Annotated in this window: 19 protein-coding genes, 1 other RNA gene and 2 pseudogenes; 14 read left to right on the top strand and 8 right to left on the bottom strand. The window is 64.4% G+C overall.

Annotation, left to right across the window (positions count from 1 at the left end; translation table 11 throughout):
- An RNA gene (gene rnpB / locus QZ378_RS01370) (RNase P RNA component class A) lies at nucleotides 1-413 on the bottom strand; the annotation flags it as partial.
- Nucleotides 414-554: 141 nt separating this feature from the next.
- On the opposite strand from rnpB, the gene murD reads away from it, so the two are divergent.
- The 9 genes and pseudogenes from murD to QZ378_RS01325 form a co-directional block, all read left to right on the top strand.
- Nucleotides 555-1,943, top strand: a complete 1,389-nt coding sequence (gene murD / locus QZ378_RS01365) for a UDP-N-acetylmuramoyl-L-alanine--D-glutamate ligase (RefSeq protein WP_291257059.1) — start codon at nucleotides 555-557, stop codon at nucleotides 1,941-1,943.
- A gap of 65 nt (nucleotides 1,944-2,008) precedes the next feature.
- A complete protein-coding gene (locus QZ378_RS01360; RefSeq protein ID WP_291257063.1) occupies nucleotides 2,009-3,022 on the top strand; it encodes a M42 family peptidase in 1,014 nt (337 codons plus the stop codon).
- Nucleotides 3,019-4,044, top strand: coding sequence for a M42 family metallopeptidase (locus QZ378_RS01355; RefSeq protein WP_291257058.1), 1,026 nt, complete (start codon nucleotides 3,019-3,021; stop codon nucleotides 4,042-4,044). The genes QZ378_RS01360 and QZ378_RS01355 overlap by 4 nt, the downstream gene beginning before the upstream one ends.
- A 5-nt stretch (nucleotides 4,045-4,049) precedes the next feature.
- The gene (locus QZ378_RS01350) at nucleotides 4,050-5,045 is read left to right on the top strand and encodes a M42 family metallopeptidase (protein WP_291257057.1); all 996 of its coding nucleotides are present in this window, start codon (nucleotides 4,050-4,052) and stop codon (nucleotides 5,043-5,045) included.
- Nucleotides 5,046-5,081: 36 nt separating this feature from the next.
- Complete coding sequence (locus QZ378_RS01345; protein WP_291257056.1) at nucleotides 5,082-6,332, top strand: methionine gamma-lyase family protein; 1,251 nt, start codon at nucleotides 5,082-5,084, stop codon at nucleotides 6,330-6,332.
- Nucleotides 6,333-6,374: 42 nt separating this feature from the next.
- Nucleotides 6,375-7,061: a sporulation protein YunB gene (gene yunB, locus QZ378_RS01340; protein ID WP_291257055.1), complete on the top strand. Its 687-nt coding sequence runs from the start codon at nucleotides 6,375-6,377 to the stop codon at nucleotides 7,059-7,061.
- An 80-nt stretch (nucleotides 7,062-7,141) separates the two neighbouring features.
- The gene (locus QZ378_RS01335; RefSeq protein ID WP_291257054.1) at nucleotides 7,142-7,831 is read left to right on the top strand and encodes a VanZ family protein; all 690 of its coding nucleotides are present in this window, start codon (nucleotides 7,142-7,144) and stop codon (nucleotides 7,829-7,831) included.
- A complete protein-coding gene (gene ligA / locus QZ378_RS01330) occupies nucleotides 7,773-9,755 on the top strand; it encodes an NAD-dependent DNA ligase LigA (protein WP_291257053.1) in 1,983 nt (660 codons plus the stop codon). Before QZ378_RS01335 ends, ligA begins: the two co-directional genes overlap by 59 nt.
- 82 nt (nucleotides 9,756-9,837) lie before the next feature.
- Nucleotides 9,838-10,338, top strand: a pseudogene (locus QZ378_RS01325) (amidase domain-containing protein); the annotation flags it as partial.
- Between the two features lie 118 nt (nucleotides 10,339-10,456).
- Here the strand turns inward: QZ378_RS01325 and QZ378_RS01320 are convergent.
- From QZ378_RS01320 to QZ378_RS01310, 3 genes are all read right to left on the bottom strand, one after another.
- Nucleotides 10,457-11,494 carry a tyrosine recombinase XerC gene (locus QZ378_RS01320; RefSeq protein WP_291257052.1) on the bottom strand — a complete coding sequence of 346 codons (1,038 nt, stop codon included), beginning with the start codon at nucleotides 11,492-11,494 and terminating at the stop codon, nucleotides 10,457-10,459.
- A 223-nt stretch (nucleotides 11,495-11,717) separates the two neighbouring features.
- Nucleotides 11,718-13,088 carry a DNA repair protein RadA gene (gene radA / locus QZ378_RS01315; protein ID WP_291257051.1) on the bottom strand — a complete coding sequence of 457 codons (1,371 nt, stop codon included), beginning with the start codon at nucleotides 13,086-13,088 and terminating at the stop codon, nucleotides 11,718-11,720.
- 29 nt (nucleotides 13,089-13,117) lie between these two features.
- Nucleotides 13,118-13,846: an N-acetylmuramoyl-L-alanine amidase gene (locus QZ378_RS01310; RefSeq protein WP_291257050.1), complete on the bottom strand. Its 729-nt coding sequence runs from the start codon at nucleotides 13,844-13,846 to the stop codon at nucleotides 13,118-13,120.
- Between the two features lie 293 nt (nucleotides 13,847-14,139).
- Between QZ378_RS01310 and QZ378_RS01305 the strand changes: the two genes are divergently transcribed.
- A complete protein-coding gene (locus QZ378_RS01305) occupies nucleotides 14,140-14,616 on the top strand; it encodes a spore coat protein CotJB (RefSeq protein WP_087240583.1) in 477 nt (158 codons plus the stop codon).
- Nucleotides 14,617-14,805 (top strand): annotated as a pseudogene (locus QZ378_RS01300) (manganese catalase family protein); the annotation flags it as partial. It lies immediately after the preceding gene.
- Here QZ378_RS01300 and QZ378_RS01295 read toward each other — a convergent pair.
- The 4 genes from QZ378_RS01295 to QZ378_RS01280 form a co-directional block, all read right to left on the bottom strand.
- The gene (locus QZ378_RS01295) at nucleotides 14,766-16,382 is read right to left on the bottom strand and encodes a recombinase family protein (RefSeq protein ID WP_291257062.1); all 1,617 of its coding nucleotides are present in this window, start codon (nucleotides 16,380-16,382) and stop codon (nucleotides 14,766-14,768) included. The pseudogene QZ378_RS01300 and the gene QZ378_RS01295 overlap by 40 nt on opposite strands.
- Before the next feature lie 5 nt (nucleotides 16,383-16,387).
- On the bottom strand, nucleotides 16,388-16,600 hold the full coding sequence (locus QZ378_RS01290) for a hypothetical protein (RefSeq protein ID WP_291257049.1): 213 nt from the start codon (nucleotides 16,598-16,600) through the stop codon (nucleotides 16,388-16,390).
- 165 nt (nucleotides 16,601-16,765) lie between these two features.
- A complete protein-coding gene (locus QZ378_RS01285; protein WP_291257048.1) occupies nucleotides 16,766-19,273 on the bottom strand; it encodes an excinuclease ABC subunit UvrA in 2,508 nt (835 codons plus the stop codon).
- Nucleotides 19,274-19,748: 475 nt separating this feature from the next.
- A complete protein-coding gene (locus QZ378_RS01280; protein ID WP_291257047.1) occupies nucleotides 19,749-19,976 on the bottom strand; it encodes a phage tail protein in 228 nt (75 codons plus the stop codon).
- Nucleotides 19,977-20,355: 379 nt separating this feature from the next.
- On the opposite strand from QZ378_RS01280, the gene QZ378_RS01275 reads away from it, so the two are divergent.
- The 3 genes from QZ378_RS01275 to QZ378_RS01265 all read left to right on the top strand — a co-directional run bounded on the left by QZ378_RS01275 (nucleotide 20,356) and on the right by QZ378_RS01265 (nucleotide 26,557).
- Complete coding sequence (locus tag QZ378_RS01275; RefSeq protein ID WP_291257046.1) at nucleotides 20,356-23,994, top strand: S-layer homology domain-containing protein; 3,639 nt, start codon at nucleotides 20,356-20,358, stop codon at nucleotides 23,992-23,994.
- 442 nt (nucleotides 23,995-24,436) lie between these two features.
- Nucleotides 24,437-25,519, top strand: coding sequence for a hypothetical protein (locus QZ378_RS01270; protein WP_291257045.1), 1,083 nt, complete (start codon nucleotides 24,437-24,439; stop codon nucleotides 25,517-25,519).
- A gap of 3 nt (nucleotides 25,520-25,522) precedes the next feature.
- Nucleotides 25,523-26,557, top strand: a complete 1,035-nt coding sequence (locus QZ378_RS01265) for an FAD:protein FMN transferase (RefSeq protein WP_291257044.1) — start codon at nucleotides 25,523-25,525, stop codon at nucleotides 26,555-26,557.
- The last annotated feature ends 17 nt before the right edge of the window (nucleotides 26,558-26,574 follow it).

Below are 26,574 nucleotides of genomic sequence, written 5' to 3'. Positions count from 1 at the left end.
GCCGGGCCGGCCATATGTCCCTCCACGGCGTTGCTCCGGATAGAGTTTACAGCGATGGACGCTTGGCACGCCATCGGGTGAGCTCTTACCTCACCTTTCCACCCTTACCATTGCAGCTGAGCTGCAATGGTAAGGGTGGAAAGGCAATTCCTTCGGAATTGCATTCGCTGCGGCGGGGTGACCGGACGCGAAAGGCGGGCCTCGCCGGCCCCCTTTCACACTATCCCCCGCGCGGCGCACAGCGCCGCATGGCCCTTACCAGCACAGTTCAACTGCAATGGCGGTATATCTCTGTTGCACTTTTCCTAGGGTCGCCCCCGGCGGGTGTTACCCGTTATCCTTGCCCTGTGGAGCCCGGACTTTCCTCACAGACGGGCCTTTCGCCCCGCCCGCGCGGCTGTCCAGCTTGCTTGCGAAGCACATTGTACCGGATCCCGGCCCGGTTGTCAAATGGGAATCGTGAGTGTCCCCCAAGCCGCCGCATTTTCATTGAAATTTTTTCCGCGATAGGATATAATTATTTAGTTACAGACTATATGAGGGAGGAACGTGCTATGAGTTCCACCATACAGGATTATCTGGCGTCCCTGCGGGGGAAGCGGGTGGCGGTGATCGGCATCGGCGTGTCCAACACCCCCCTGATCAAGATGCTCCTGCGGTCGGGGATTGAGGTGACCGCCTGCGACAAGCGCCAGCGGGACGACTTCGCCGGCCAGGCCGAGGAGCTGGAGAGCCTTGGGGCCGAGCTGCGGCTGGGCTCGGACTATCTGGAGGGGCTGGATCATGACGTAATCTTCCGCACCCCCGGCCTGCGGCCCGACGTGCCGGAGCTGATCGCGGCAAAAGAGCGGGGGAGCGTCATCACCTCGGAGATGGAGGTGTTCTTCCAGGTCTGCCCCTGCAAAACCATCGCCGTGACGGGCAGCGACGGCAAGACCACCACCACCACCATTATCGCCGAGCTGCTCAAGGCGGCGGGGAAGAGTGTGTACGTGGGCGGCAACATCGGCCGGCCCCTGCTCCCCGATGTGGACGGCATGGAGCCCGGCGACATCGCGGTGCTGGAGCTGTCCTCCTTCCAGCTCATGACCATGGAGCAGAGCCCGGACATCGCGGTGATCACCAACCTGGCGCCCAACCACCTGGACGTCCACAAGTCCATGGAGGAGTACATCGCCGCCAAGAAGAACATCTTCACCCACCAGGGCCCCGGCGGCCTGCTGGTGCTCAACGCCGACAACGGCATCACCAGCGGCTTTGCGCCTGAGGCCAGGGGCCGGGTGACCCTGTTCAGCCGCCGGACGGAGCCGGAGAAGGGCGTCTTTGTGAAGGACGGGGCCATCTGGGTGCGCAACGACATGCACGAGCGGCCGGTGCTCTGCCTGGAGAACATCCTCCTGCCCGGCGAGCACAACGTGGAGAACTATATGGCGGCCATCGCCGCCCTGGACGGCCTGGTGCCCGACCAGGTGGTGCGGGACTTCGCCGCCAAGTTCGCCGGGGTGGAGCACCGCATCGAGCTGGTGCGCACCCTCCGGGGCGTGCGGTACTACAACGACTCCATCGCCTCCAGCCCCTCCCGCACCATCGCCGGCCTACGCTCCTTCAAAGAGAAGGTGCTCCTCATCGCCGGCGGGTATGACAAGCACATCCCCTTCGACGTGCTGGGCCCCGAGGTGGTGGAGCACGTGAAGGCCCTGTTTCTGACGGGGGACACCGCCCCCAAGATCCGCGCGGCGGTGGAGGCCTCCCCGGGCTACCGCCCGGACGCCCTGCCCATCCAGGAGTACAGCTCCTTCGACGGGGCGGTGCTGGCGGCCTGCCAGGCGGCTCAGTCCGGCGATGTGGTGATTCTGTCGCCCGCCTGTGCCTCCTTTGACAGGTTCAAGAACTTCATGGAGCGGGGCGCGGCCTTCAAAAAGATTATCTACGGTCTGGAGTGAGGCTCCGGGGCCGGGATTTCCCGGCCCCGACCTTTTCCGGGCGGAAAGGATGATGGGATTTGGATATGAGGCAAGCCCTGGAGCGGCTGTGCACCTGCACCGCCCCCTCCGGGTTTGAGGGCCCTGCGGCGGCCGTGGCGGCGGAGCTGCTCCGCCCCCTGGTGGATGAGGTGTCCATCGACCGCATGGGCAATGTGCTCGGCGTGCGCCGCAGCAAGACCCCCAACGCCCCCAAGCTGCTGCTGGACGCCCACCTGGACGAGATCGGCCTGATTGTCACCGGCGTGGAGGACGGCTTCCTCCGCTTTCGCAGCATCGGCGGGGTGGATCCCCGGATGCTTCCCGGCCGGGAGCTGGTGGTGCTCACCGACCCGCCCCTGCGGGGGCTGGTGGCCTGCCCGGCGGGGGGAGACGAGAACAAGAGCGTGCCCCTGAACGAGCTGTACGTGGACGTGGGCTTGTCCCAGGAGGAGGCGGAGAGGGCCGTACCCGTCGGTACCCCCATGGTGTACCGGGCGGGCTGCTTCCCCCTGGGGGAGGACCAGATGTGCGGCAAGTCCATGGACGACCGGGCCTGCTTCGTCACCCTTTTGCGGGCGGCGGAGCTGCTGCATGACAAGGAGCTGGATGTGGAGCTCCACATCATGGGCTCCACCCGGGAGGAGGTGTCCGGCGCGGGGGCCACCGTGGGCACCTGGGCCGTGGCCCCCGACTTCTGCGTGGCGGTGGACGTGACCCACGGCAAGACCCCCGACGGCCCGGCGGACAAGACCTTTGAGCTGGGCGGCGGCCCTGCCATCGGCGTGGGACCCAACATGACCCGGTGGATGACGGAGCGGATGATCGCCAAGGCCAAGGAGCACGGCATCCCCTACCAGCTGGAGATCATGTCCGGTCACACGGGCACCAACGGCTGGGAGATGCAGATCAGCAGGGAAGGGGTGGCCACCTCGGTGCTGTCCCTGCCCCTGAAGTATATGCACACACCGGTGGAGACCCTGTCCCTGGCCGACATGGAGGGGGTGGCCCAGCTGCTGGCCGCCTTTACGGAGAATCTGGGGAAGGAGGCGGTACGGTGAAGGAGCTGCTGAAAACCCTCTGCGGACTGGACGGCGTGTCCAGCTGGGAGGACACCGTGCGGGACTACCTGTACGCGGAGGCCAAGCCCTATGCCGACACCCTGCGGGTGGATACCCTGGGCAACCTGATCGTGTCCAAGAAGGGGAAAAAGCCCACGGGCAACAAGGTCATGCTGTGCGCCCACATGGATGAGGTGGGGCTCATGGTGCGCCGCATCACCGACGAGGGCTATCTGAAATTTGACGCCGTGGGCGCTCTTGACCGCCGGGTGCTTCTGGGCAAGCCGGTGCGGGTGGGCCCCAAGGGCATCCCCGGCGTGGTGGGGCTCAAGGCCTACCACCTGGTGAGCCGGGAGGAGGAGAAGTCCGTCCCCAAGCTGGACGAGTTCTATATCGACATTGGCGCCAAAGACAAGGCCGGGGCGGAGGCCCTGGTGTCCCTGGGGGATGTGGCGGCCTTTGACTCCACCGCCGGGGAATTTGGCAGCGGCCTGTTCCAGGGCAAGGCCCTGGGCAGCCGGGTGGGGTGCGCCGTCCTGCTGACCCTTCTGAAAGAAGAACTGCCCCTGGACTGCACCTTTGTCTTTACCGCCCAGGAGGAGGTGGGCAACCGGGGCGCCTTCGGCGCGGGCTTCTCCGTCACCCCGGAGATCGCCCTGGTGCTGGATGGGGCCGACACGGCGGACGCCCCCGGCGTGCCCGCCCATAAGCGGGGCTGCACCCTGGGGAAGGGCGTCGTCCTGCCCGTGATGGACAAGGGTTCCATCGCCGACCGGGGCCTGTTTGAGGAGCTGCGGTCCCTGGCGGAGCGAGAGACTATCCTCTGGCAGACCAGCGGCAGCATCCCCGGCAGGACGGACGCCGCCGCACTCCAGCGCACCAAGGCCGGTGTGCGGACGGCCATGCTGTCGGTGCCGGTGCGCTACCACCACACCCCCTCGGGGCTGGTCTCTCTGGGAGACGTGGACGGTATGCTGGCCCTGACCCGGGCCTTCCTCAGCGATCTGGCGGAAAAGGAGTGAACAACATGGAGATTTTAGAGACCCTGCGGGCGCTGAATGCCTGCTTTGGCCCCTCCGGGCAGGAGGGGGCGGTGGCCGAGGCCATCCGCAAAATCGCCGCGCCCTATGTGGACGAGTGCACGGTGGACACCCTGGGCAACCTGCTCTGTCACAAGAAGGGAAAGGGGCCCAAGGTGCTCTTTGCCGCCCACATGGACTCCATCGGGCTGATTATCACCCACATTGACGAGCACGGCTTCCTCCGCTTTGGCCCGGTGGGCGGTCTGTCCGCCCACGAGGTGCTGGGCGCCCCCGTCCGGTTTGCCAATGGCGTCCGGGGCGTGGTGGCCCTGGAGGGCAAGGTGGAGGCCAAGGAGATGAAGCTGGAGCACCTCTACGTGGACATCGGCGCCAAGGATGAAGCGGAAGCCAGATCCATGGTGCAGGTGGGGGATGTGGCGGTGTACGACACCGCCGCCTTCCAGAGCGGAAGCCGGATCTTCTCTCCCTACCTGGACGACCGGATTGCCTGCGTGGTGCTCCTCATGGCCATGGAGCGGCTGGGGGAGACGGACAACGACCTGACCTTTGCCTTCACTGTCCAGGAGGAGGTGGGGCTTCGGGGCGCTAAGACGGCAGCCTACGGGGTGGAGCCGGACTACGGCATCGCCGTGGATGTCACCGACTCCGATGACATCCCCTCCGCCCCCCACGAGTGCAGCAGCTCGGCGGGGAAGGGAGCTGCCATCAAGGTGATGGACAGCTCCGTGATCTGCCACCCGTCGGTGGTGGCCAGGCTGGAGAAGCTGGCCCAGGAGGGGCAGATCCCCTGTCAGAAGGACATCCTGCGCTACGGCGGCACCGACGCCGGGGCCATCCACCAGAGCCGGGCCGGCGTGTACACTGGCGGCATCTCCATCCCCACCCGCTACGTCCACACCCCGCTGGAGATGGCGGATGCGGGGGATATCGAGGCCTGCGCCGCCCTGGTAGCCGCTTTCGCCCAGGCTAAGCTGGATTGACTTAAAATATAGAGACAGGAAAGTGTGTAATAGGAAATGCCTTTACAGATAAGCGACAAAGTTTTGGCCCTGGCTGCCCAGGCCCAGGCGGAGCTGGCCGAGCAGTTCGGCCGCATTGACGCCATTGCGGAGGAGAACACCCGCAAGGTGCTGGCGGCCTTCCAGAAGCACCGGGTGGCGGAGGCCCACTTCGCAGGCACCACCGGCTACGGCTACGACGATCTGGGCCGGGACACCCTGGATCAGATCTACGCCGACATCTTCGGCACCGAGGACGCCCTGGTGCGCCTGCAGTTCGTCAACGGCACCCACGCCATCTCCTGCGCCCTGTTCGGGGCGCTGAAACCCGGCGACATCCTGGTGTCCGCCGTGGGGGCCCCCTACGACACCATGCTGGGCGTGATCGGCGTGGTGGACAAGGGCCCCGGCTCCCTGAAAAGCTACGGAATCGAGTATCAGCAAGTGGAACTGCTTGACAATGCGCCCGACCCCGCCGGCCTGGCGGAGGCGGTGAAAAATCCCCGGGTCAAGGCGGTGCTGATTCAGCGTTCCAAGGGCTACTCCACCCGGTCGTCCCTGTCGGTGGCGGAGATCGGGGAGCTGTGCCGGGTGGTGCGGGAAAACAATCCGGACACCGCCATCCTGGTAGACAACTGCTACGGCGAGTTTGTGGAGACCATCGAGCCCACCCAGGTGGGGGCCGATCTGGTGGTGGGCTCCCTGATCAAGAACCCCGGCGGCGGCCTGGCCCCCACCGGCGGCTACATCGCCGGACGGCACGACCTAGTGGAGGGGGCCGCCATGCGGCTCACCACCCCCGGCATCGGCAAGGAGTGCGGCTCCACCTTTGGGGCCAACCGCAGCCTCTATCAAGGACTTTTCCTTGCCCCCCATACCACCGCCCAGGCGGTGAAGACGGCGGTGTTTGCCGCCCGGATCATGGAGCTGCTGGGCTATGAGACCGAGCCCACCTCCGACGCGGTACGCCACGACATTATCCAGATGATCCACTTCGGCGCGCCGGAGCCCCTGAAAAAGTTCTGCAAGGGTATCCAGTTCGGCGCGCCGGTGGACTCCTATGTGACCCCGGAGCCCTGGGACATGCCGGGCTACGACTGTCAGGTGATCATGGCCGCCGGGGCCTTCATCCAGGGGGCCTCCATCGAGCTGTCCTGTGACGCGCCCATGCGGGAGCCCTACACCGCCTATCTCCAGGGCGGCCTCACCTACGAGAGCGGCAAGGCCGGCGTCATGCTGGCGGTGGAGGAGCTTCTGCGCGGGGAATAGGGCAGGCCCTTTTCCGCATAGGCTAAACCGGGAGGTGAGGCCATGCGCGGCAGGCCGAGAATCCGCCCCTGGCTGCGGACGCCCCGCCGTCGGGGGCCAAAGCCGGAGCGGGGAGGTGGGCGGCTGCTCCCTCTGGTGATCGGGGTGGGGCTGGCCCTGTCGGTCATCTTTCTGATCGACTCCGCTATGCGGCCCACCCTCACGGCACTGGCCCAGGCCAGGGTGGAGAACGCCGTCACCCGCATCGTCAACGACGCGGTGAACGGCACCCTCACCAGTGAGGCCATCTCCTACAGCGACTTGGTCACCCTGGAGAAGGACGCCGCCGGGCAGGTGAGCGTCCTGGCTGCCAACACCGCCCAGCTCAATGCCTTACGGACGGAAATCTTGGACCAGGTGCTCACGCAGGTGGAACAGCTTGACAGCCAGGAGCTGGGCGTCCCCCTGGGCAGCCTCACCGGCTTCGCCACCGCCTCCGACCTGGGGCCGGTGCTGCCGGTACGAGTGCTCACCGCCGCCGTGCCCACGGCGGACTTCGAAAACGTCTTTACCTCGGCGGGGATCAACCAGACCCTCCACCGGATCATGCTGAATGTGCGGGTGGAGTGCACCCTGCTGATCCCCGGCGGCACGGTGGACACCGTCGTGGAGGCCCAGGTGTGCGCGGCGGAGACCCTGCTGGTGGGCCAGGTGCCCGATGCCTATCTGGAGCTGCCGGGAAGCCCGTAAGAAATCTGTAAGGAAACCGTAAAACATCCTTGGCATTTCCGTGGTATGATGGGCACATATCGACGGAAAGGGGTAAAATGATGGATACCCTGCTGTGGTACGTTGCAATCTCCTGGGACTATGTGGCCCAGATGCTCCCCTGCATGGTTTTGGCCGCCATGGTCTTCTTTGCCCTGCGCCCATGGAGAAGGCGGCGGCTGGCCCGTCGGGGATTGGCCAGCGGTGTTTGGCGGGAAACCGTCCTGCTTCTCTTTGTCATGTTTGGTGCCGGATTGGCCGCTCTGACCGTTTTTCCGGCCAATTTCTGGACGCTGTACCACTGGCAGGAGGCGTTTCAGGGTCGGGAGGCATTTTTCCCACTGACGCCGCTGTCCCAATCCGCGCAGTACATCGGTTGGAGACCCTATTTCCTGTGGAGCTTTCAGACCATGGGGAGCTGGACGTTTTATATGGCGATGGCAAACGCGCTCATCTTTCTGCCGGTGGGCTTTTTCCCCAATCTGCTGTGGCGGCCCCGGTGGTGGAAGGGGCTGTTGACCGGCTTTTGCGTCTCCTTTTCCATCGAGTTTCTCCAGCTTTTTGTCAACCGCTCCACCGATGTAGACGATTTGATCCTGAATACACTGGGGGCCTTTGTCGGCGGCCTGACTGCCCTGCTTCTGCGCCGACTGGCCCCCCGATTTACCCAACACTTCCAAGTGGAGGTTCAACATGGACGAGAGACAGGAGATAGAGGCCCTGCGCCGGGAGCTGGAGCAGGCCAACTATGAATACTACGTGCTGGACAACCCCAGTATGTCCGACTACGACTTTGACCACAAGCTCCGCCGTCTGGAGGAGCTGGAGGCCAAGTACCCGGAGCTGATCACCCCCGATTCGCCCACCCAGCGGGTGGGGGGCAAGGTGGCGGACGGCTTCCAGGAGGTACACCACCGGGTGCCCCTGGAGAGCCTCCAGGACGTGTTCTCCGTGGAGGAGCTGGAGGAGTTCGACCAGCGGGTGCGGGAGGCCCTGCCCGACGGCGTGGAGTACGACGTGGAGCCCAAGGTGGACGGCCTGTCCGTGGCCCTGGAGTATGAAAACGGCCTCTTTGTCCGGGGAGCCACCCGGGGCGACGGCCAGGTGGGGGAGGACGTGACGGAGAACTTGAAAACCATCCCCTCCATCCCCCTGCGCCTGCCGGAGGCCCTGCCTTCCCTGATTGTCCGGGGGGAGGTGTTCATGCCCAAGAAGAGCTTTGAGCGGCTCAACGAGGAGCGGGAGCTGAGAGGGGAGAGTCTCTTTGCCAACCCCCGCAATGCGGCGGCGGGCTCCCTGCGGCAGCTGGACCCCAAGATCGCCGCCTCCCGGGGGCTGGACATCCGGGTGTTCAACATCCAGTGGGCGGAGGGGCGCACCTTCACCACCCACTCGGAAACCCTGGAGTACCTGCAGCAGCAGCGGTTTAAAGTAATTCCACATGACACCTGTCAGACCATCGCCCAGGCGGCGGAGCGGATCAAGGCCATGGGGGAGGGCCGGGAGGCTTATCCCTTTGACATCGACGGCGCTGTTGTAAAGGTAAATAGCCTTGCAGAACGGGAAACCCTGGGCTCTACCGCCAAATTCCCCCGGTGGGCGGCAGCCTACAAGTATCCGCCGGAGCAGAAACCCTCCCGGGTGGTGGACATCGTGGTGCAGGTGGGGCGCACCGGCGTGCTCACCCCCAAGGCGGTGGTGGAGCCGGTTCGCCTGGCGGGCACGACCGTCACCAACGCCACCCTCCACAACCAGGACTTCATCACCGAAAAGGACATCCGCATCGGGGACACGGTGCTGGTACAGAAGGCGGGGGAGATTATCCCCGAGATCGTGGAGGTGCTGAAGGACAGGCGGCCGGAGGGAACGGAGCCCTACCATCTGCCCGACCACTGCCCGGTGTGCGGGGCCCCGGTGGTGCGTGACGAGGATGGCGCCCACATCCGCTGCACCGGCGCGGAGTGCCCCGCCCAGCGTCTGCGCCACCTGGTCCACTTCGCCAGCCGGGACGCCATGGACATCGAGGGCCTAGGCCCCGCCGTGGTGGAGAGTCTGGTGGGGGCCGGCATGGTGCAGGGCCCCGGCGACCTCTACCACCTGGACGGGGAGGAGGTGGCCAAGCTGGAGCGCATGGGCAAGAAGAGCACGGAGAACCTGCTCGCCGCCATCGAGAAGTCCAAGTCCAACGACCTGTCCCGGCTTCTGTTCGCCTTCGGCATCCGGCAGGTGGGGCAGAAGGCGGCCAAGGTGCTGGCGGCCCGGTTCGGCTCCCTGGACGCCCTGATGGCGGCCGGTGAGGAGGAGCTCACCGCCGTGCCCGACATCGGCGGCATCACGGCCCGGAGCCTGATCTCCTGGTTCCAGAGCCCCCAGAGCCAGCACCTGATCGAGACCCTGCGGGAGGCAGGGGTCAACCTGGAGAGCCATGAGGCCCCGGTGGGCGACAAGCTGGCGGGGAAGACCTTCGTGCTCACCGGCGCCCTGGAGCGGTTCACCCGGGACCAGGCCGGGGCCATGATCGAGGCACAGGGGGGCAAAGTGTCCGGCTCAGTGTCCAAAAAGACTTCCTACGTGGTAGCGGGGGAGGCGGCCGGCTCCAAGCTGCGCAAGGCCCAGGAGCTGGGCATCCCCGTGCTCACGGAGGAGGAGTTCCTGGCCCTCTTTGAGGGGGCATAAGCATGAAAAAAGCGTCCCAGCCTACGGCTGGGACGCTTTTCTGTTTCCCGGAATAGGATGGCGGGAGAAAGGGGAGAGGACCGTGCTGGAACAGATACCCTATGACCGCCAGGCCGCCGTGGCCTATGCCCATCAGTGGGCCTACAGCCGGAATCCGAACTACTACGACTATGAGGAGATCGGTGGAGACTGCACCAATTTCGCCTCCCAGTGCCTCTATGCCGGCACCGGTGTGATGAACTTCGACCCGGTGTACGGCTGGTTCTACCGGGATGCCAACGACAAGGCGCCGGCCTGGACGGGGGTGGAGTATTTCTACAATTTTATCACCCGCTCACAGCCCAACGCCGGCCCGTTTGGCCTCTCCACAGAGCTGGAACAGCTGGAGCCGGGGGATTTTGTCCAGCTCCGCTTTGACAAGGATGTGTTCGGCCATACGCCGGTGGTGGTGTCCATCGGCAGTCCGGCCACCCTGGACAACACCCTGATCGCCGCCCACTCCTACGACGCCGACTGGCGGCCCCTCAGCACCTATGAGTTCCAGGAGATCCGCTTCCTCCATATCCTGGGCGCCTATCGGGAGACCGGCGGGGAAGAGGCTCCGCCGCCCCGGCCGGAGCGGCCCCCGTTCCCGTTCTGGAACTGGCTCCGCCCGCCGTTCTGGTTTGGGCGGCAGCCACAATAGCGGCAATTATGCGCACTCAGTTCTCGTCCGATGACGCAGACTTCGGCTTTTTCCGGGCCTTGACCCGGCCCAGCGGGTTGGCCTTGGCCGCCGAGCGCAGGTTTTCATTGTCCACGTGGGTGTAGATCTGGGTGGTGTTCAGGTTTTCATGGCCCAGCACCTCCTGGAGGGTGCGCACGTCCACGCCGTTTTGGAGCATGAGGGTGGCCGCCGTGTGCCGCAGCTTGTGGCTGGAGTAGAGGGAGGCATCCAGCCCCGCCTTTTTCAGCCGCTGCTTGACCATATAGTGGATGCCGGCGGTGGTCACCCGGGTGTGGGAGCGGCTGAGGAACAGGGCGTTGGGATCGGCGGCGGCCTGGTGGCTGCGCTCCTCCAGCCAGTCGTCCAGGGCGGCCCGGCAGGCATCGTTGAGGAAGATCATCCGCTCTTTGTTACCCTTGCCCAGCACCCGGAGCTGCTCCTCCCGGACGTCCTGTAAGTTTAATGAAACTAACTCTGAAATCCGCAACCCGCAGTTGAGAAACAGGGTCAGAATACAGTAGTCCCGGGCCTGGTTGGGCTCGTCCACCGATTCCAGAAGCTGGATGCTCTCATCCAGGCTCAGATACCGGGGCAGGGATTTTTTCAGCCGGGGGGAATCCAGATTCTGCATGGGATTTTCCCCGAGTAATTTTGCCTTGCTGGTGAGATACTTATAGAACGAGCGGATCGCCGCAATTTTCCGGGCCCGGGCGGTGGCCTCCAGGCCGTAGCGGGTGGAGGGGCTGTTGGCGTGCTTGGCCCGGTCACGGCTCAGGTAGTTCATGTAGGCGTAGACATCGCTGAGGGTGACCGAGCTGACCAGCTCCAGATCCAGATCGTCAATGGGGATCTCGTCCAGCTCGGCCGTGCGCGGCGCCTTGCCCTTGACAATCTTGATGTAGCGAAAGAAGTTGCGCAGGTCTAAGTAGTATTCATCCACGGTTTTTTGAGAGTGTCCCTGAATGGTCTCGTGGTAGACCAGAAAGTCCCGCAGCACCGGCGGGGCAGACAGCTTATAGTCATTGTGGTGCAAAACCCTCCCTCCAACTCAACAAAATTTTTATTTTGTTGAGTTGGAGGCGTACCCCCCTCTCGATTGGAGTTGGAACTGGTGAGCCTGATTGCCTGCACCAGCGCGTGTGTCTATCAACAGGACGGCGTTTGTACACTGGAACGCGCCGCATCCAGCGGCGCGCCCTGCGCCGAGTCGCCCTGCGTGAATTTTGTGCCCCGCCGGAGCGCGGCACAGCCGAATCCTACAGGAGCGCCGCCAGAGCCTCCCGGATATTGCGGACCCGGATAAGCTGCAGCCCGTCGGGCGCGTCCAGCTTGCTTCCGGTACGGGCCGGTACCAGGCACTTGGTAAAGCCCAGCCGCCGCACCTCGCTGAGCCGCTGGCCCAGGGCGTTCACCGAGCGCAGCTCTCCTGTGAGGCCCACCTCGCCGATGGCGGCCAAATCGCCAGGCACAGGCCTGTCCCGGAAGCTGGACGCCAGGGCAATGATCATGGCCAGATCCGCGGCGGGCTCGTCCAGGAACAGGCCGCCGATGACGTTGATGTAGGCATCGCAGGAGCTGACCAGCAGCCCGCCCCGCTTCTCCAGCACGGCCAGCAGCAGATTGGCCCGGTTGAAGTCGAAGCCGTTGGAGGTGCGCCGGGGCACATTGAAGCTGGTGGGCGCCAGCAGGGCCTGCACCTCCGCCAGCACGGGCCGCACCCCCTCCATCACGCAGGTGACGCAGGTGCCCGGCGTGTCCTGGGGGCGGCCGGACAGCAGCATCTCCGAGGGATTGGGCACCTCACTGAGGCCGGAATCCGCCATCTCGAACACGCCGATCTCGTTGGTGGCGCCGAAGCGGTTCTTGGCTGCCCGCAGGATGCGGTAGGAGTTCTGCTGCTCTCCCTCGAAGTAGAGCACGCAGTCCACCATGTGCTCCAGAACCTTGGGCCCGGCGATGGAGCCCTCCTTGTTGACATGGCCGATCACAAAGACGGTGATCCCATGCCCTTTCGCCAGCTGCATCAGGGCCATGGTGCAGTCCTTCACCTGGCCGATGCTGCCCGGCGCGGTGGCCAGATCACCGTTGTAGAGGGTCTGGATGGAGTCCACGATCAGGATATCGGGCTGGAGCTCGTTCACCGCCTCCAGAACATCCTCCAGGCTGGTTTCCGCCAGCAGGTACATCCCCTCGCCCCGGACGTGGAGCCGCTCGGCCCGCAGCTTGATCTGCCGCTCCGACTCCTCGCCGGACACATAGAGCACCTTGGCGAACCGACACAGGTTGTCGCAGATCTGGAGCATCAGGGTGGACTTGCCGATACCAGGCGCGCCGCCCACCAGCACCAGGGAGCCCTCTACCGCTCCCCCGCCCAGCACCCGATCCAGCTCGCTCATGCCGGTGGCGAAGCGGAGCTCCTGAGTGGTCTCTACCTCCCCCATGGGCCGAGGACGGCTTCTGCCAGTCCTCAGGCCCCCGCCGGAGGCGGACGCCGCCGCGCTCTTTTTCTTCGGCTCGGCCGGCCGCTCCACCAGGGTATTCCACGCCTTGCAGGCGGGGCACTGCCCCGCCCACTTGGCCGTCTCATTGCCGCATTCGGTGCAGTAAAACAGGGTTTTTGCTTTCATCTGGGACTGCTCTCCCCTCTTTGGTATGGTCAGGCACCCGCCGGGCTCCCCTCCCCGGCCAGCCATTGGAGCCAGGAGGCGGCCAGAGCGGAGGCCAGCTTGCTCTGGTAGCCGTCGGACTGGAGCAGCGCTTCTTCCTCCGGATTGGACAGGAAGCCGCACTCCACCAGAATCCCCGGACAGGTAATGTGGTTCATCAGATAGACGGTATCCGGAATGGGCTTGGCCTGACGGCTGTTGTCCGGATCCAGCGCCGCCCGCAGGACCTCCTGGGTGAGCACGGCAAAGGACTGGCTCTCCTCCCCCCCGCCTGCGTAGAACACCTGGGCGCCGCGGTACCGGCTGTCCGGATAGGTGTTCTGATGGACGCTGAGCAGCACGGCGTTCTCCGTGTCCTCAATCCGGGCCGCCCGGTTGTGGAGATCCGACACCTTCTTCTCCCGCAGGGTATCGGCGTCCGCGTCGTGAAGGGAGACGTCCTCACTGCGTAGCAGGAGCGGGGACTGGCCGTAGAACCCCAGGAGCTGATCCAGCTTGCACACGATGGACAGATTGATCCCGCTTTCAACCGCACCGGAGGGGGAAACCGCGCCCCCATCTTCCCCGCCGTGGCCCGCGTCCAGGACCAGGGTTCTCCCCTCGCCGCGGGCCGGAGCAAACACCGCCTCCGTCCCTCCGGGCCACAGCCAGAGGTAATAGGCCGTCCCCAGCATAAGCACGGACAGGAGAAGCCATCTGCCAATTCTTCTGAATATCATCGCTACCGCCCCCTCTCCATCACGGTATGAGGGGGCGGTTCCTATTATAACACACGGGGCGGTGTTTGGGTACCACCTGCGGAGGGGCGGCCCTCGGAAAAAAGTTTTTGCAGCCATGGGAGAGAAAAGGGCGGCATGTGCCGCCAATTTTTGCCCAGGCGCCTCCGAGTCCCGGTTTCGGGTCGGTTCGACCGGGTTCCCCCCGCCCTGCCCGGGCATAGAATGGAGACGAAGGGGGCCTGGCGGGAACCGTTCCCCCTTCCCTCTTCAATCTGCCTAAGGAGGAACTGTACTTGTATCCCGAAAATAACGTACCCACCACGCCGGGTACGCCCGGCGGCTGCGGTGATGCCTGCGGCACCCTGCCTGAATGCGCGCCGCTGGCCGTCCCCTATGTGCCTTTTCAGCAGACCGGCTCCAAGCGCTACTCCCAGCAGGACGCGCTGAACAACGGCACCCTCTTCCCCGGACTGAACCTGCCCTTCCGGGTCAAGCCTGAGGCGGTGAAGGTGCTGGGCGGCGCCCTGGCGGAGCTCCAGGCCCTGGAGTTCGTGCTGGCCGAGCTGGGCCTGTATCTGGACACCCACCAGGGTGACGCGGAGGCGTTTGCACTCTATCAGCAGTATGCCGCCATGGAGAAGGAGGCCAGAGAGAAATACGAGGCCGCAAACGGCCCCGTCACCCAGATGTCTGCCGCCGACGCCAAGAGCTGGGCGGCCTGGCTCTGCGACCCCTGGCCTTGGAACTTCCAGGAAGGAGGCACGAAATAAATGTTTATCTATGAGAAAAAGCTGCAATATCCGGTCAAAATCGCCAACTGCAACCCCAAGCTGGCCTCATTCATCATCAGCCAGTACGGCGGGCCGGACGGTGAGCTGGGTGCCTCCCTGCGCTACCTGAGCCAGCGCTACTCCATGCCCTATCCCGAGCTCAAGGGCCTGCTGACCGATATCGGTACATCGGGGTCATTCTGGGCCGTCTGCTTCAGCCGCTCCAGTACGAAGCACCAGGTCTGGGGCAGCAGGTTCAGCCGTACCTCCACCCGCTGGTCCCGGTATACCACCATGTGGTCCAGGATGGTTTTGCAGAAGATCTCGCTGTCCCCCTCCCCGTTCACCAGACCGGCCACCCGCCGCCGGATATCGTCCCGCAAGGCGGCCTTCTCGCAGGAGCTCTCCGACCGGGCCCCGGTCCGCGCCAGCCGTTCCCGGAGCTCCGCGGCCTCCCGGTCGTACCGGCCTGTCATCCGCCGCATCTCCTCCCTGGTGATGTCCCGGGAAAAGAAGGCGTCCAGAGCGGCCTCCCGCTTCCGGTTCAGCTGCTCCAGCCGCAGCTCCAGGGACTCCCGACGCTCTCCCCCGCTCTGCTCCCCTGCCCGGATGGCTTCCAGAGCGATGGCCGTCACACTGTCGATAAGACCGCCGGAATCCAGCCGCAGGGTGCGGAGCGCCTGCCGCAGCATATCCATAGCCACCTCATCCCGGAGGGCCATCCTCACGTCACAGCCAACCCGGTTCCCCTGGGGATCCACGTGGATACCGCCCTCATTGACAGCGGAGTAGCAGCTCCACCTCCTACTGAGGCTTCCGTCCTTCCGCTTCCTCTGGCGGGACACGAAGCTGGCGCCGCACTCGCCGCACTTGATTTTTCCACTGAATATGTAGCGGTTGGAATGCCCCGCTCCCAGCGCGCCATTCCGGTTTCGCTTTTTCAGCTCCTCCTGCACCACGTCCCAGAGCTCCCGGTCGATGATAGGCGGGTGGTGATCCCGGATGATCACCAGCTCCTCCTCACCGTGGTTGGCCTTTTTGGCGTGGGTGAGATAGTCCGGGGTAATTGTTTTTTTCTGTATCAGATCCCCCACATACTTCTCGTTTTTCAGAAGCTTCACGATACAGCTTCCGTTCCACCGGATGCCGCCCCGGTGGGTTCGGTAGCCCGCCTCCCGCAGCTCCCGGGCGATCACCGTGGTTCCCTTCTTCTCCACGCCGTACTTGTGAAAGATCAGGCGTACCAGCTCCGCGCCCTCTGGATTTACTGTCAGGCGTCCATCCTTTACATCATAGCCCAACAGGGAACGGCCAAACACCACCCCCTGCTCCATCCGCCTGGTCTGGCCCCACTTCACCCGGCTGGAGGTCTTGCGGCTCTCCTCCTGGGCGATGGATCCCATAATGGACAGCCGAAGCTCGGCATCCGGCTCCAGGGTGCTGATACCGTCGTTCAGGAACAGCACCCCTACACCCAGGGCCTTCAGCTCCCGGGTGTAGGCAATGGTGTCCAGGATGTTCCGGGAGAAGCGGCTTACCTCCTTGGTGAGGATGCGTTCAAACTTTCCCATGCGGGCGTCGGCGATCATCTGGTTGAACGCCGCCCGCTTTTTGGTGGAGGTGCCGGTGATCCCCTCGTCGGCATAGATCTGGTACAGCTCCCACTCCGGCTGGCGGTCGATGTACGCCCGGAAATACCGCTGTTGGCTCTCAAAGGAGTTGGCCTGGTCGTCCTTGTCGGTGGACACACGGCAGTAGGATGCCACTTTGATCACGGAGTGTCTCCTCCCCTCCCTGCACCGCCTCCGCGGCACTGCTGGCGCAGCATCTCTTCTGCGTATGGAAGCTGCACCTCGCTCAGAATACCGTCGTCCTTCAGCGCCAGCAGGACGGCCCGCTGTATGTGGAACCAGAACTCCGGATCGGTCTCCTCTTTGACGGCCCGCCCGCCTCTGATCTGCTCCAGCCTGGCCCGCTCCGCCATCCTGCCCGCCCCCTTTGTACCAAGGGTATGCATCAGACAGGGCCAGCTTTCCTGTTGGTGAACCGGACGCAGCTTCCAGCGGCGGCCCGCTCTGACGTCTCCCGCGTCAAGAAAATACCCCGCAGCCCCGTTGCTCTCTCCAGGCAGCGGAGTTGCGGGGCACTTTTACAGATAACGCCCGGTGATGCTTCTAGGATTCCTCGCCACCTGGGCGGGCGTGCCGGCGGCCACGATCTCACCGCCGGACTCCCCGCCGCCGGGACCCATGTCAACCAAGTAGTCGGCGCTGCGGATCACATCCAGGTCGTGCTCGATCACCACCACGGTGGCACCGCTGTCCAGCAGGGTCTGGAACACCCCCAGCAGCGTCCGCACGTCCAGGGGGTGCAGGCCGATGGTGGGCTCGTCAAAGACAAAGACCGTGTCCTCCTGGCCCCGGCCCATCTCGCTGGCCAGCTTCAGCCGCTGGGCCTCCCCACCGGAGAGGCTGGGGGTGGCCTCCCCCAAGGTGAGGTACCCCAGCCCCAGGTCCGCCAGGACCTGGAGCCGCTGGCGGATGGGCTTCCAGTCCCGGCAGGCCGCCAGGGCCCCCTGGATGTCCATGGCCATGATCTCGGGGAGGGTGTAGGCCGCCGCCCCGTCCTTGGCGGTGTAGGCCACCTGGTGGGCTTTCTTATCATACCGGCTGCCCCGGCAGGTGGGGCAGGGGATGTCCACATCGGGGAGGAACTGCACGTCCAGGCTGACGCTCCCGGTGCCGTCGCAGGTGGGGCAGCGGAGGCGGCCAGTGTTGTAGGAAAAGTCCCCCGCCTTGTACCCCAGGGCTTTGGCCGCCGGGGTTTTGGCAAAGACCTTCCGCAGTTCGTCGTGGACGTTGGCATAGGTGGCCACGGTGGAGCGGACGTTCAGGCCGATGGGGGTGGCGTCGATGAGTTTGGCCTGGGTGATGCCCCCGGCCTCCACCCCCTTTACATGGGCCGGCAGGGGGCTCCCCGCTGCGGCCGCTTCCAGGGCGGGGAGGAGGCTCTCCAGGATCAGGGTGGTCTTGCCGGACCCGGACACCCCTGTCACCACCGTGAGCCGCCCCTTGGGCAGGTCCACCTCCAGGGGCTTCACCGTGTGGATGGTCCCGGTGGACAGGTGGAGCCTCCCCTTGGCAAAGAGGTCCCCCGCCCCCGACGGCTGGCGGACCTGCACCCTGGCCTGCCCGGTGAGGAAGGGGCCAATCTGGGAGGCGGGATTCCGCCCCAGGTCCTCCACCGTCCCCTGGGCCACCACCTGGCCTCCATCCGCCCCGGCCCGGGGGCCCAGTTCAATGAGCCAGTCCGCCTGGGCGAGGACCTGGGTGTCGTGGTCCACCAGGAGGACAGAGTTGCCGTCGGCCACCAGGTCCTCCATCACCCGGGTCAGGCCCACCAGGTTGGCCGGGTGCAGGCCGATGGAGGGCTCGTCCAGGACGTACAGCACCCCGGTGGTGCGGTTCCGCACCGCCCGGGCCAGCTGCATCCGCTGCCGCTCCCCGGTGGAGAGGGTAGCGGCCGCCCGGTCCAGGGTCAGATAGCCCAGCCCCAGCTCCATGAGCCGCCGGGCCACCGTCTGGAAGGACTCGCAGATGCGCTCGGCCATGGGGCGCATCTCTGTGGGCAGAGAGGCGGGCACCTCCGCCACCCAGCCTACCAGCGCCTCCAGGGACAGCTTGCAGGCCTCGTCCAGGCCGATGCCCCGGAGCCGGGGCGCCCGGGCCGCCTCGGACAGGCGTGTGCCTCCGCAGTCGGGGCACACATCCTCCTTCAGGAACTTCTCCACCCGCTTCATGCCCTTCTCGTCCTTCACCTTGGACAGGGCGTTTTCCACGGTGTAAACCGCATTGTAATAGGTGAAGTCCAGCTCGGTGGCCTGGTCCAGCTTTTTGCCCCGGTAGAGGATGTGCTTCTTCTCCGCCGGGCCGTTGTAGACGATGTCCTTCTCCTCCGGCGTCAGCTCCCGGAAGGGCACGTCCGTCCGCACGCCCATGGCCCGGCACACGTCGGTCATCAGCGACCACATGAGGCTGTTCCAGGGGGCCACCGCCCCCTCGTCGATGGTCAGGGACTCGTCCGGGACCAGGGTAGACCGGTCCACCGCCCGCACCACGCCGGTGCCGCCGCAGGTGCGGCAGGCCCCCTGGCTGTTGAAGGCCAGCTCCTCGGCGCCGGGAGCATAGAAACGGGCACCGCACGCCGGGCAGGTCAGCTCCTGCCCCGCCGCCACCGCCAGAGAGGGCGGCACATAGTGCCCGTTGGGACAGCGGTGGCTGGCCAGGCGGGAGTACATCAGCCGCAGGCTGTTGAGCAGCTCCGTCCCCGTGCCGAAGGTGCTGCGGATCCCCGGTACGCCGGGCCGCTGGTGGAGGGCCAGGGCCGCCGGGACATACAGAACCTCGTCCACATCCGCCCGGGCGGCCTGGGTCATCCGCCTTCTTGTATAGGTGGACAGGGCCTCCAGATACCGCCGGGAGCCCTCGGCGTACAGCACCCCCAGCGCCAGGGAGGACTTCCCCGATCCGGACACCCCGGCGATGCCCACGATCTGGTTCAGCGGCACCTCTACGTCGATGCTTTTTAAATTGTGGACCTTGGCGCCCCGGACCTGGATCTTGTCCGGCCTGCATTCCTGCCAATGCAGTTTTTCCATCCCTTTTCACTTCCTCGCACCTGAAATCAGGCGGGGGACTGCTCCCCTGATACATATCATAGATTATATTTTATTATATCATAAAAGCCCAAGGGGAGGAATGCTTTTCCATGATTGTCCCGTTTGCAGACCTGTGCAAAATATAAAATTTAGTGTAATATATTTTGGGGATATTTGAGCGTATTTTCGAAGATTTTTGCAAGTTTATTTTTTTTTAGATTTATATATCTAAAATAATTTTTTCTTATATATTTGATGTTAAACATAAAATATATTTCAGCATATTGATAAACCTGTCGCATGGCGCAGGTGGGGACTGGCTGGCCAGGAAACTCCCGGCATCTCCTTGGTCCACCCTACCAGATGATCCAGAACATCTGGTGAAACAGCCTGTTCCAGCAGACCGGAGTGAATTTGAATTGCGGACGCATGGTCCGACCATTCCACAGGCAGGCCGGACCGTTCTTCCACCTTCTTAAGCTGGTGCCGATGCTGCCGGTAGAAATCTGCAGCCCTCCAGCATGCCGCACCATGCCGTGGGAGGCGCGGTGTTGGTGGGGGCAACGGAGTAGACCCACTCCAGGAAGTCAGAGTCGTCGGACACGCCCCAGCGCAGGGTCACGTTGCCGAACTTGGTCAGGCCCGCCAGCTTGCGGGGGGTGTTGCGCAGATCGTCGCCCTCCCAGTAGGTGGAGTCGTACATACTTTTTCAGGCAGGAAAGAGCATCATCTGCCCTGTGCCCTGAAGCACCGTCCCGGACAGGGTTCCCCGCTGCGGACCAGCCTCGCCTGTCAGCGCATTTTCTGAGATAGTGGGTGCATTCATCGAACAGCCCCCAATATCAATACGAAAATTTTTCTTCCAACATATTTACCTCCGAAATTGTAAATTTTGTACAATAATATTTCGCTGTAATTATGTTTTTTTACCATATTGACGTGAGTATGATTGCATACTATTATAAAGTAGTCAGGTTCCATATTTTTGATAATCAGGAGGAGCCCTCCCATGCAGTAAGAAGCGTGCTGTCACAGACAACAGAGAGGAACAAAAAACAAATTCAATGAAGGAGGCCTCAACCATGACACTGAGGGCGAAGCGCCTTGCCAGGCTCTGCTCCCTTCTCCTCGCACTGAGCATGCTGTTCTCCCTGGGCACCGTTACCTCTGCCGTGGGCGCGGAGGATACATCTCCGACGCTGTCGGTATCTGATTCCACCCTGACCCTGGTGGATCAAGATCAGGACTTTACCGCAACGCTGACCGTGGATGCCTCCGTGCTGAACGGCGCAGAACCGGCGGATTGGGCCGCCGACCTGACCTGGTATCTCACCCGGGACGAGGGCTTCCAGGATCCTGATATCTACCCCTATTACTACCCCGGCGACCTGCTGAACAACTGGCAGGTCTGGAACAACGGTGCCGGCGGCACCGACCTGTTCACGCTGGGCGAAGTCACAGCCGCCCAGTCCGGCAATACGGTCACCGTCACCCTACCCTTTACCGCCGCATCCTTTACGGGGATCAACGACGAGTCCTCCCGCAATCGCAACGCCTGGCCCAGCTTTATCGGCCCCTATACCCTGTCGGTGCGGGACGGCGACACGGTGATCGCTGAGACGGACATGATTGTCAACGCCTACGACAGCTATACCCGCTATGATGACGTGGACGAGGCCATTCAGGAGATTATCGATGATGCCCTGCCCGGCCGGTACATCACCGTCACCACCTTCGGCCAGAGCGAGGGCGGCCGGGATCAGTACTATGTGACCCTCTCCGACAGCAAGGAGTCCGTGGACGCCTTCCAGGAGATGAACGCCATCGCCGAGACCGACCCCGCCTCCCTCCAGGCCGAGCTGGAGGCCGGCACCATGGGCGACTACCGGGTGCCCTTCTTCCTGAACAACGTGCACCCCGATGAGGATCCCGGCGTGGACGCCCAGCTCAACGTGCTGCGGGCCCTGGCCACCCAGGAGACCATCACCTACAACACCCTCACCGGCTTCCTGGACGAGAGCGTGGACATCTCCACCATGTTCGCCCCCGACGTGATTGATCTGGGCATCACCGGACTGGGCTCCCAGAAGTTCACCGCCGATGCCGAGGGCAACATCCAGAACAACACCGGCGTCAACGACGCCAGCGAGCTCTACACCATCAGCGAGGACATCACGCTGAACGTGGACGACATCCTGGACGACATCATCTTTGTCATCTGCCCCAACGAGAACCCCGACGGGCGGACCTACAACGCCCGCCGCAACGACAACGGCTTCGATCTGAACCGGGACGCCTCCAACCAGACCCAGAGCGAGACCACCAACCTGGTTCAGGTGATCAACGACTGGAACCCGGTGGTGTTCGCCGAGCTCCACGGCTATATGACTGAGTTCCTGGTGGAGCCCTGCACCCCGCCCCATGAGCCCAACCTGGAGTACGACCTGCTGGTGAAGAACTTCGCCCTGGGCGCCGAGGCCTTCGGCACCGCGGCCCTGGGCACCATGTCCGCCACCAGGGAGGAGCATCCTGATACCCTCTACTGGTCCTACTACACCCCCCTGCGGGACGACTATGACCCCTCCACCATGCACTGGTCCGCCTGGGATGACCTGTGCACCAACTACGGCCCCAGCTACGCCATGCTCAACTGCGGCTCCCTGGGCTACACCATTGAGACCCCATACAACAACGAGGCCTCCACCGACCTGTTCGAGTACGGCATCTACGGCCTGATCGACTACGTCATGGAGAACAAGGACGACATCTACAACAACCAGCTGGAGTTCTTCCGCCGCGGCATCGAGAACGAAGACCACCGCGACGACATGGAGAAGTGGTATGTGGACGTCAACAACAACCAGCTGGACTCCGATACCTGGCGCGTCCCCTACGCGGGCAACGACAACTACTTCCCCGAGTACTACGTGATCCCCGTGGACTCCGCCTCTCAGCGCGACATCGCCGACGCCTATGAGATGGGCGAGTTCCTGCTGCACAACGGCGTGAAGCTGTCCGTCCTGGACGAGGACACCGCCGTGGGCGGCGTCACCTACGCCGCCGGCTCCCTGGTGGTGGATATGCACCAGGCCAAGCGCAACTACGCCAACGCCGTGCTGTGGGAGGGCGCCGACGCCTCCGCCTCCGGCTTCCCCGACCTGTACTCCGAGTCCGTGTCCAACTTCCCGGCCATGCGCGGCTTCGACTGCGTCGCCGTGGACCAGATCGGCGCCTTTGACGGCGTGCTCACCGAGGTGACCAGCGTCTCCGGCGCCTCCCAGCTGTCCGGTACCGCCGGCGACATCGTGATCCTCTCCAACAACGGCAACGAGGCCGTCCGGGCCGTCAACGCCCTGCTGGACGCCGGCAACACCGTCGGCATGGTCACCGGCGGCGACTACAAGGGCGACTTCGTCCTCTCCCTGGAGAGCTGGCAGTCCGTGGCGGACGACTTCGTCCTCTCCGCCGTCCGGGTGAGCGAGATGCCCGCCGCCAGCGCCATCCAGAAGCCCACCATCTTCCTGGCCGGCCGCTATGACGAGTTCTCCGGCTCCATCGTCACCGAGGGCTACTTCGCCCAGTTCTTCAGCAAGGGCTATGGCTTCAAGGAGTACCGCAACGTCTACAACAACGGCACCTCCAACTACGATGTGGAGTCCTATGCCGAGCAGCTGGGCTTCACCATCACCGACGACCCCGCCAAGGCCGACATCATCGTGGGCAACGTGGCCCTGGACCAGGGTGAGACCGGCGCGGCCGCCGTGGCCGCCGTCAAGGCCGGCACCCCCTACATCGCCACCGGCTCCGACCCGCTGGGCTACATCACCGAGAACCTGGTCACCGACCTGGCCTACACCACCCTGGGCATGGAGGCGCTCCACACCGTCTCCTACCCCGCCGACAGCCTGACCACCGCCAGCTACGCCGCCGACGAGGATTATGTGATGTACACCTACAGCTGCGGCGTCCTCACCTCCGTCCCCGCCGACGCCACCGTGCTGATTCAGGCCATCGACGAGGACAGCTTCATCGCCGGCTGCTGCCTCAACGAGGACGGCACCCCCATCGACGGCTTCGTGGAGGCCATCGCCCTGGAGCGGAACGGCATGGATCTCACCATCTTCGCCAACTCCGTCAACAACCGCGCCCACCAGCAGGACGACTACCGCTATGTGACCAATACCATCTATGCCAAGATGCTCTCCGACCAGCCGCTGGATCTGGACGCCGTCTCTGTCAGCTTTACCGACGTCCCTGACAGCCACTGGGCCGCCGACGGCATCGCCTATGCGGTGGACAACGGCCTGATGACCGGCACCTCCTCCACCGCCTTCTCCCCCGCCGCCTCCACCACCCGCGGCATGCTGATGACCGTGCTGGCCCGCCAGGCCGGCGTGGACACCAGCACCGGCAGCACCTGGTATGAGGCCGGGATGAAGTGGGCCGTGGATGAGGGCATCTCCGACGGCTCCAACCCCAACGGCTCCATCACCCGGCAGGAGCTGGCCGTCATGCTCTACCGCAGCGCCGGCGCACAGCCCGGCACCGCGGATCTGAGCGGCTATGCCGACGGTGACTCCGTGGCCTCCTGGGCCGCCGACGCCGTGCGCTGGGCCGTGGATGAGGGCATCCTCTCCGGCAAGAGCGGAAACCGGCTGGATCCCGCCGGCACCGCCTCCCGGGCCGAGGTGGCCGTCATGCTCCAGCGCGCCTTTGCCTGAGTTCTGGAACCAGTTTCCACTTTCCCCTTTCCACCCCAGCACAAGGAACCCGGCTGCGCATTATGCGCAGCCGGGTTCCTCTGATGTTACAGGATTTGTCTGACGGCTGCTCCAAATTCGGCGGAGAGCACCTCAGCAATTAGATAGTGCGACCGAAAATTTTGTTCGTTTTTATAAAAATTTTTCTGCCTTCAACAGATTGCCGTATTTTGTTCCAGCTTCCCTAAAAAAATTCAATAAAGAAAGATTTTCTGCGCATTTTGATGCCGCGCAAAGCTGAGTTCCGGGATTTTTTGCGTTGCATGGAGCGCGTGAGTTTGTTATAATATTCACAATGTGCCGCCGGGAGCGCGCATCCTCTGCGGCCTGGGTCTTTCAGAGGCTCCGGCCCGGAGATTCCGCGTCCGACCGCACCCCCCACACTGAACTGGAGGAATGTACCATGCCCATGAAACGACTCCCCGCGATCGCCCTGTCCTTGGCGCTGAGCCTCGGGCTTTTGGCCGGCTGCGGCACCACCGCCGTGGTGGCCGTCCCGGCCCCCACCCCCTCGGTGGTCCCCACCGAGGCGCCCGCAGCCACCCCCGCTCCCGCCGATCCCTCGTCCGGCGAGGCCGTAAAGACCGGCCTGTCCCTCATCACCTCGGTGGGTAGCAGTACCAGCGCCTCCGCCGAGGGCGACGGCCTGGCCCAGGCCGACATCACCCTGGTGGCCGTCACCGTGGGCGAGGACGGCGTGATTGACGACTGCGTGATCGACGCCATTCAGTCCAAGGTGAACTTTGACGCCGCCGGCCAGCTCATCACCGATCTCTCCACCCCGGTGACCTCCAAGAACGAGCGCGGGGACGACTACGGCATGCGGAAAGCCAGCTCCATCGGAAAAGAGTGGAATGAGCAGGCCCAGGCCATCGCCGACTATGTGGTGGGCAAGACCATTGACCAGGTGACCGGCATCGCCGTCACCGAGGACGGCAAGGCTGGCGACGCCGACCTGGCCTCCTCCGTCACCATGTCCATCGGCGGCTATCTGGATGGGATCCAGCAGGCCGTGGCCAACGCCCAACACTTGGGCGCCAGCAAGGGAGACACGCTGGTGCTCACCTCCACCACCAGCCTGACCGACAGCAAAAGCGCCTCCGCCGAGGAGGACGGCCTGGCCCAGGCCTATGCCACCGTGGGCGCCATTACCATGAATGGGGACACCATCACCAGCATGGTCATTGACGCGGTGCAGGCCAGCGTGAACTTTGACACCGCCGGCCAGATCACCACCGATCTCACCGCCGCCCAGCCCTCCAAGAACCAGCTGGGGGACGGCTACGGCATGCGGGACTTCAGCTCCATCGGCAAGGAGTGGTATGAGCAGGCAGCCGGCTTTGCCGCCTATGTCACCGGCAAGACCCCGGCGGAGGTCAGCGGCATCGCCGTCACCGAGGACGGCAAGGCCGCCGACGCGGATCTGGCCGCCTCCGTCACCATCTCCATCGGGGCCTTCCAGACCCTGGTGGCCAAGGCGGCATAAGACATGCGGCGTCTCCCCTTTCTTCTGCTGACCCTTCTCCTGCTGGCGGGCTGTGCCGGCACACCGGCAGCCGCCCCCTCCCCCGGCCTCACCCGGTATGAGGCCACCTTTCTCACCCTGTTCGACACGGTGACCACCATCAAGGGCTACGCCGCGGACGAGGCCGGGTTCCAGGCCATGGCCCAGGAGATCCACGACGGCCTGCTGGAGTACCACCAGCTCTATGACATCTACAACGAGTACCCCGGCGTGGTCAACCTGAAAACGGTCAACGACGCCGCCGGCGGGCCGCCGGTGAAGGTGGAGCAGCCCATCCTGGATCTGCTGCTCTTCTGCCGGGAGGTCTATACAGAGACGGAGGGCAGGGTCAACGCCGCCATGGGCAGCGTCCTCTCCCTGTGGCATGAGGCCCGGGAGGCGGGCATCAACGACCCGGAGCATGCCGCCCTCCCCGACCGGGCCGCCCTGGAGGAGGCCGCCCTCCACACGGATTTCTCCTCCGTGGTCATCGACGAGGCAGCCTCCACCGTCCAGATCACCGACCCGGAAACCCGGCTGGATGTGGGCGCCATCGCCAAGGGCTACGCCGTGGAGCAGGTCTGCCGGCAGGCCCCCGCCGGTCTGCTGGTCAGCGTGGGCGGCAACATCCGGGCCACCGGCCCCAAGGCGGACGGCCAGCCCTGGGTGGTGGGCATCCAGTCCCCTGACAGAGATGGAGAGGAATTCCTGCACACACTGGAGCTCAGCCAGGGCTCGGTGGTGACCAGCGGGGACTACCAGCGATACTACACGGTGGACGGCGTGCGCTACCACCACATCATTGACCCCGCCACCCTGTCCCCCGCCGCCTACTGGCGCTCGGTGACCATCGTCTGCGCCGACTCCGGCCTGGCCGACGCCCTCTCCACCGCCCTGTTCACCCTCCCCCAGGCGGAGGGACAGGCCCTTCTGGACCGCTGGGACGCCCAGGCCATGTGGGTGGATGCCTCCGGCCAGCAGTTCTACAGTCCCGGCTTTTCCGACTTGATTCGCACTTAGTTCTCCCCCATCGGGAG

The sequence above is a fragment of the Flavonifractor sp. genome, assembly GCF_019422385.1.
Lineage (GTDB): Bacteria > Bacillota > Clostridia > Oscillospirales > Oscillospiraceae > Flavonifractor > Flavonifractor avistercoris.
This window is presented reverse-complemented; position numbering and strand designations above follow the sequence as displayed.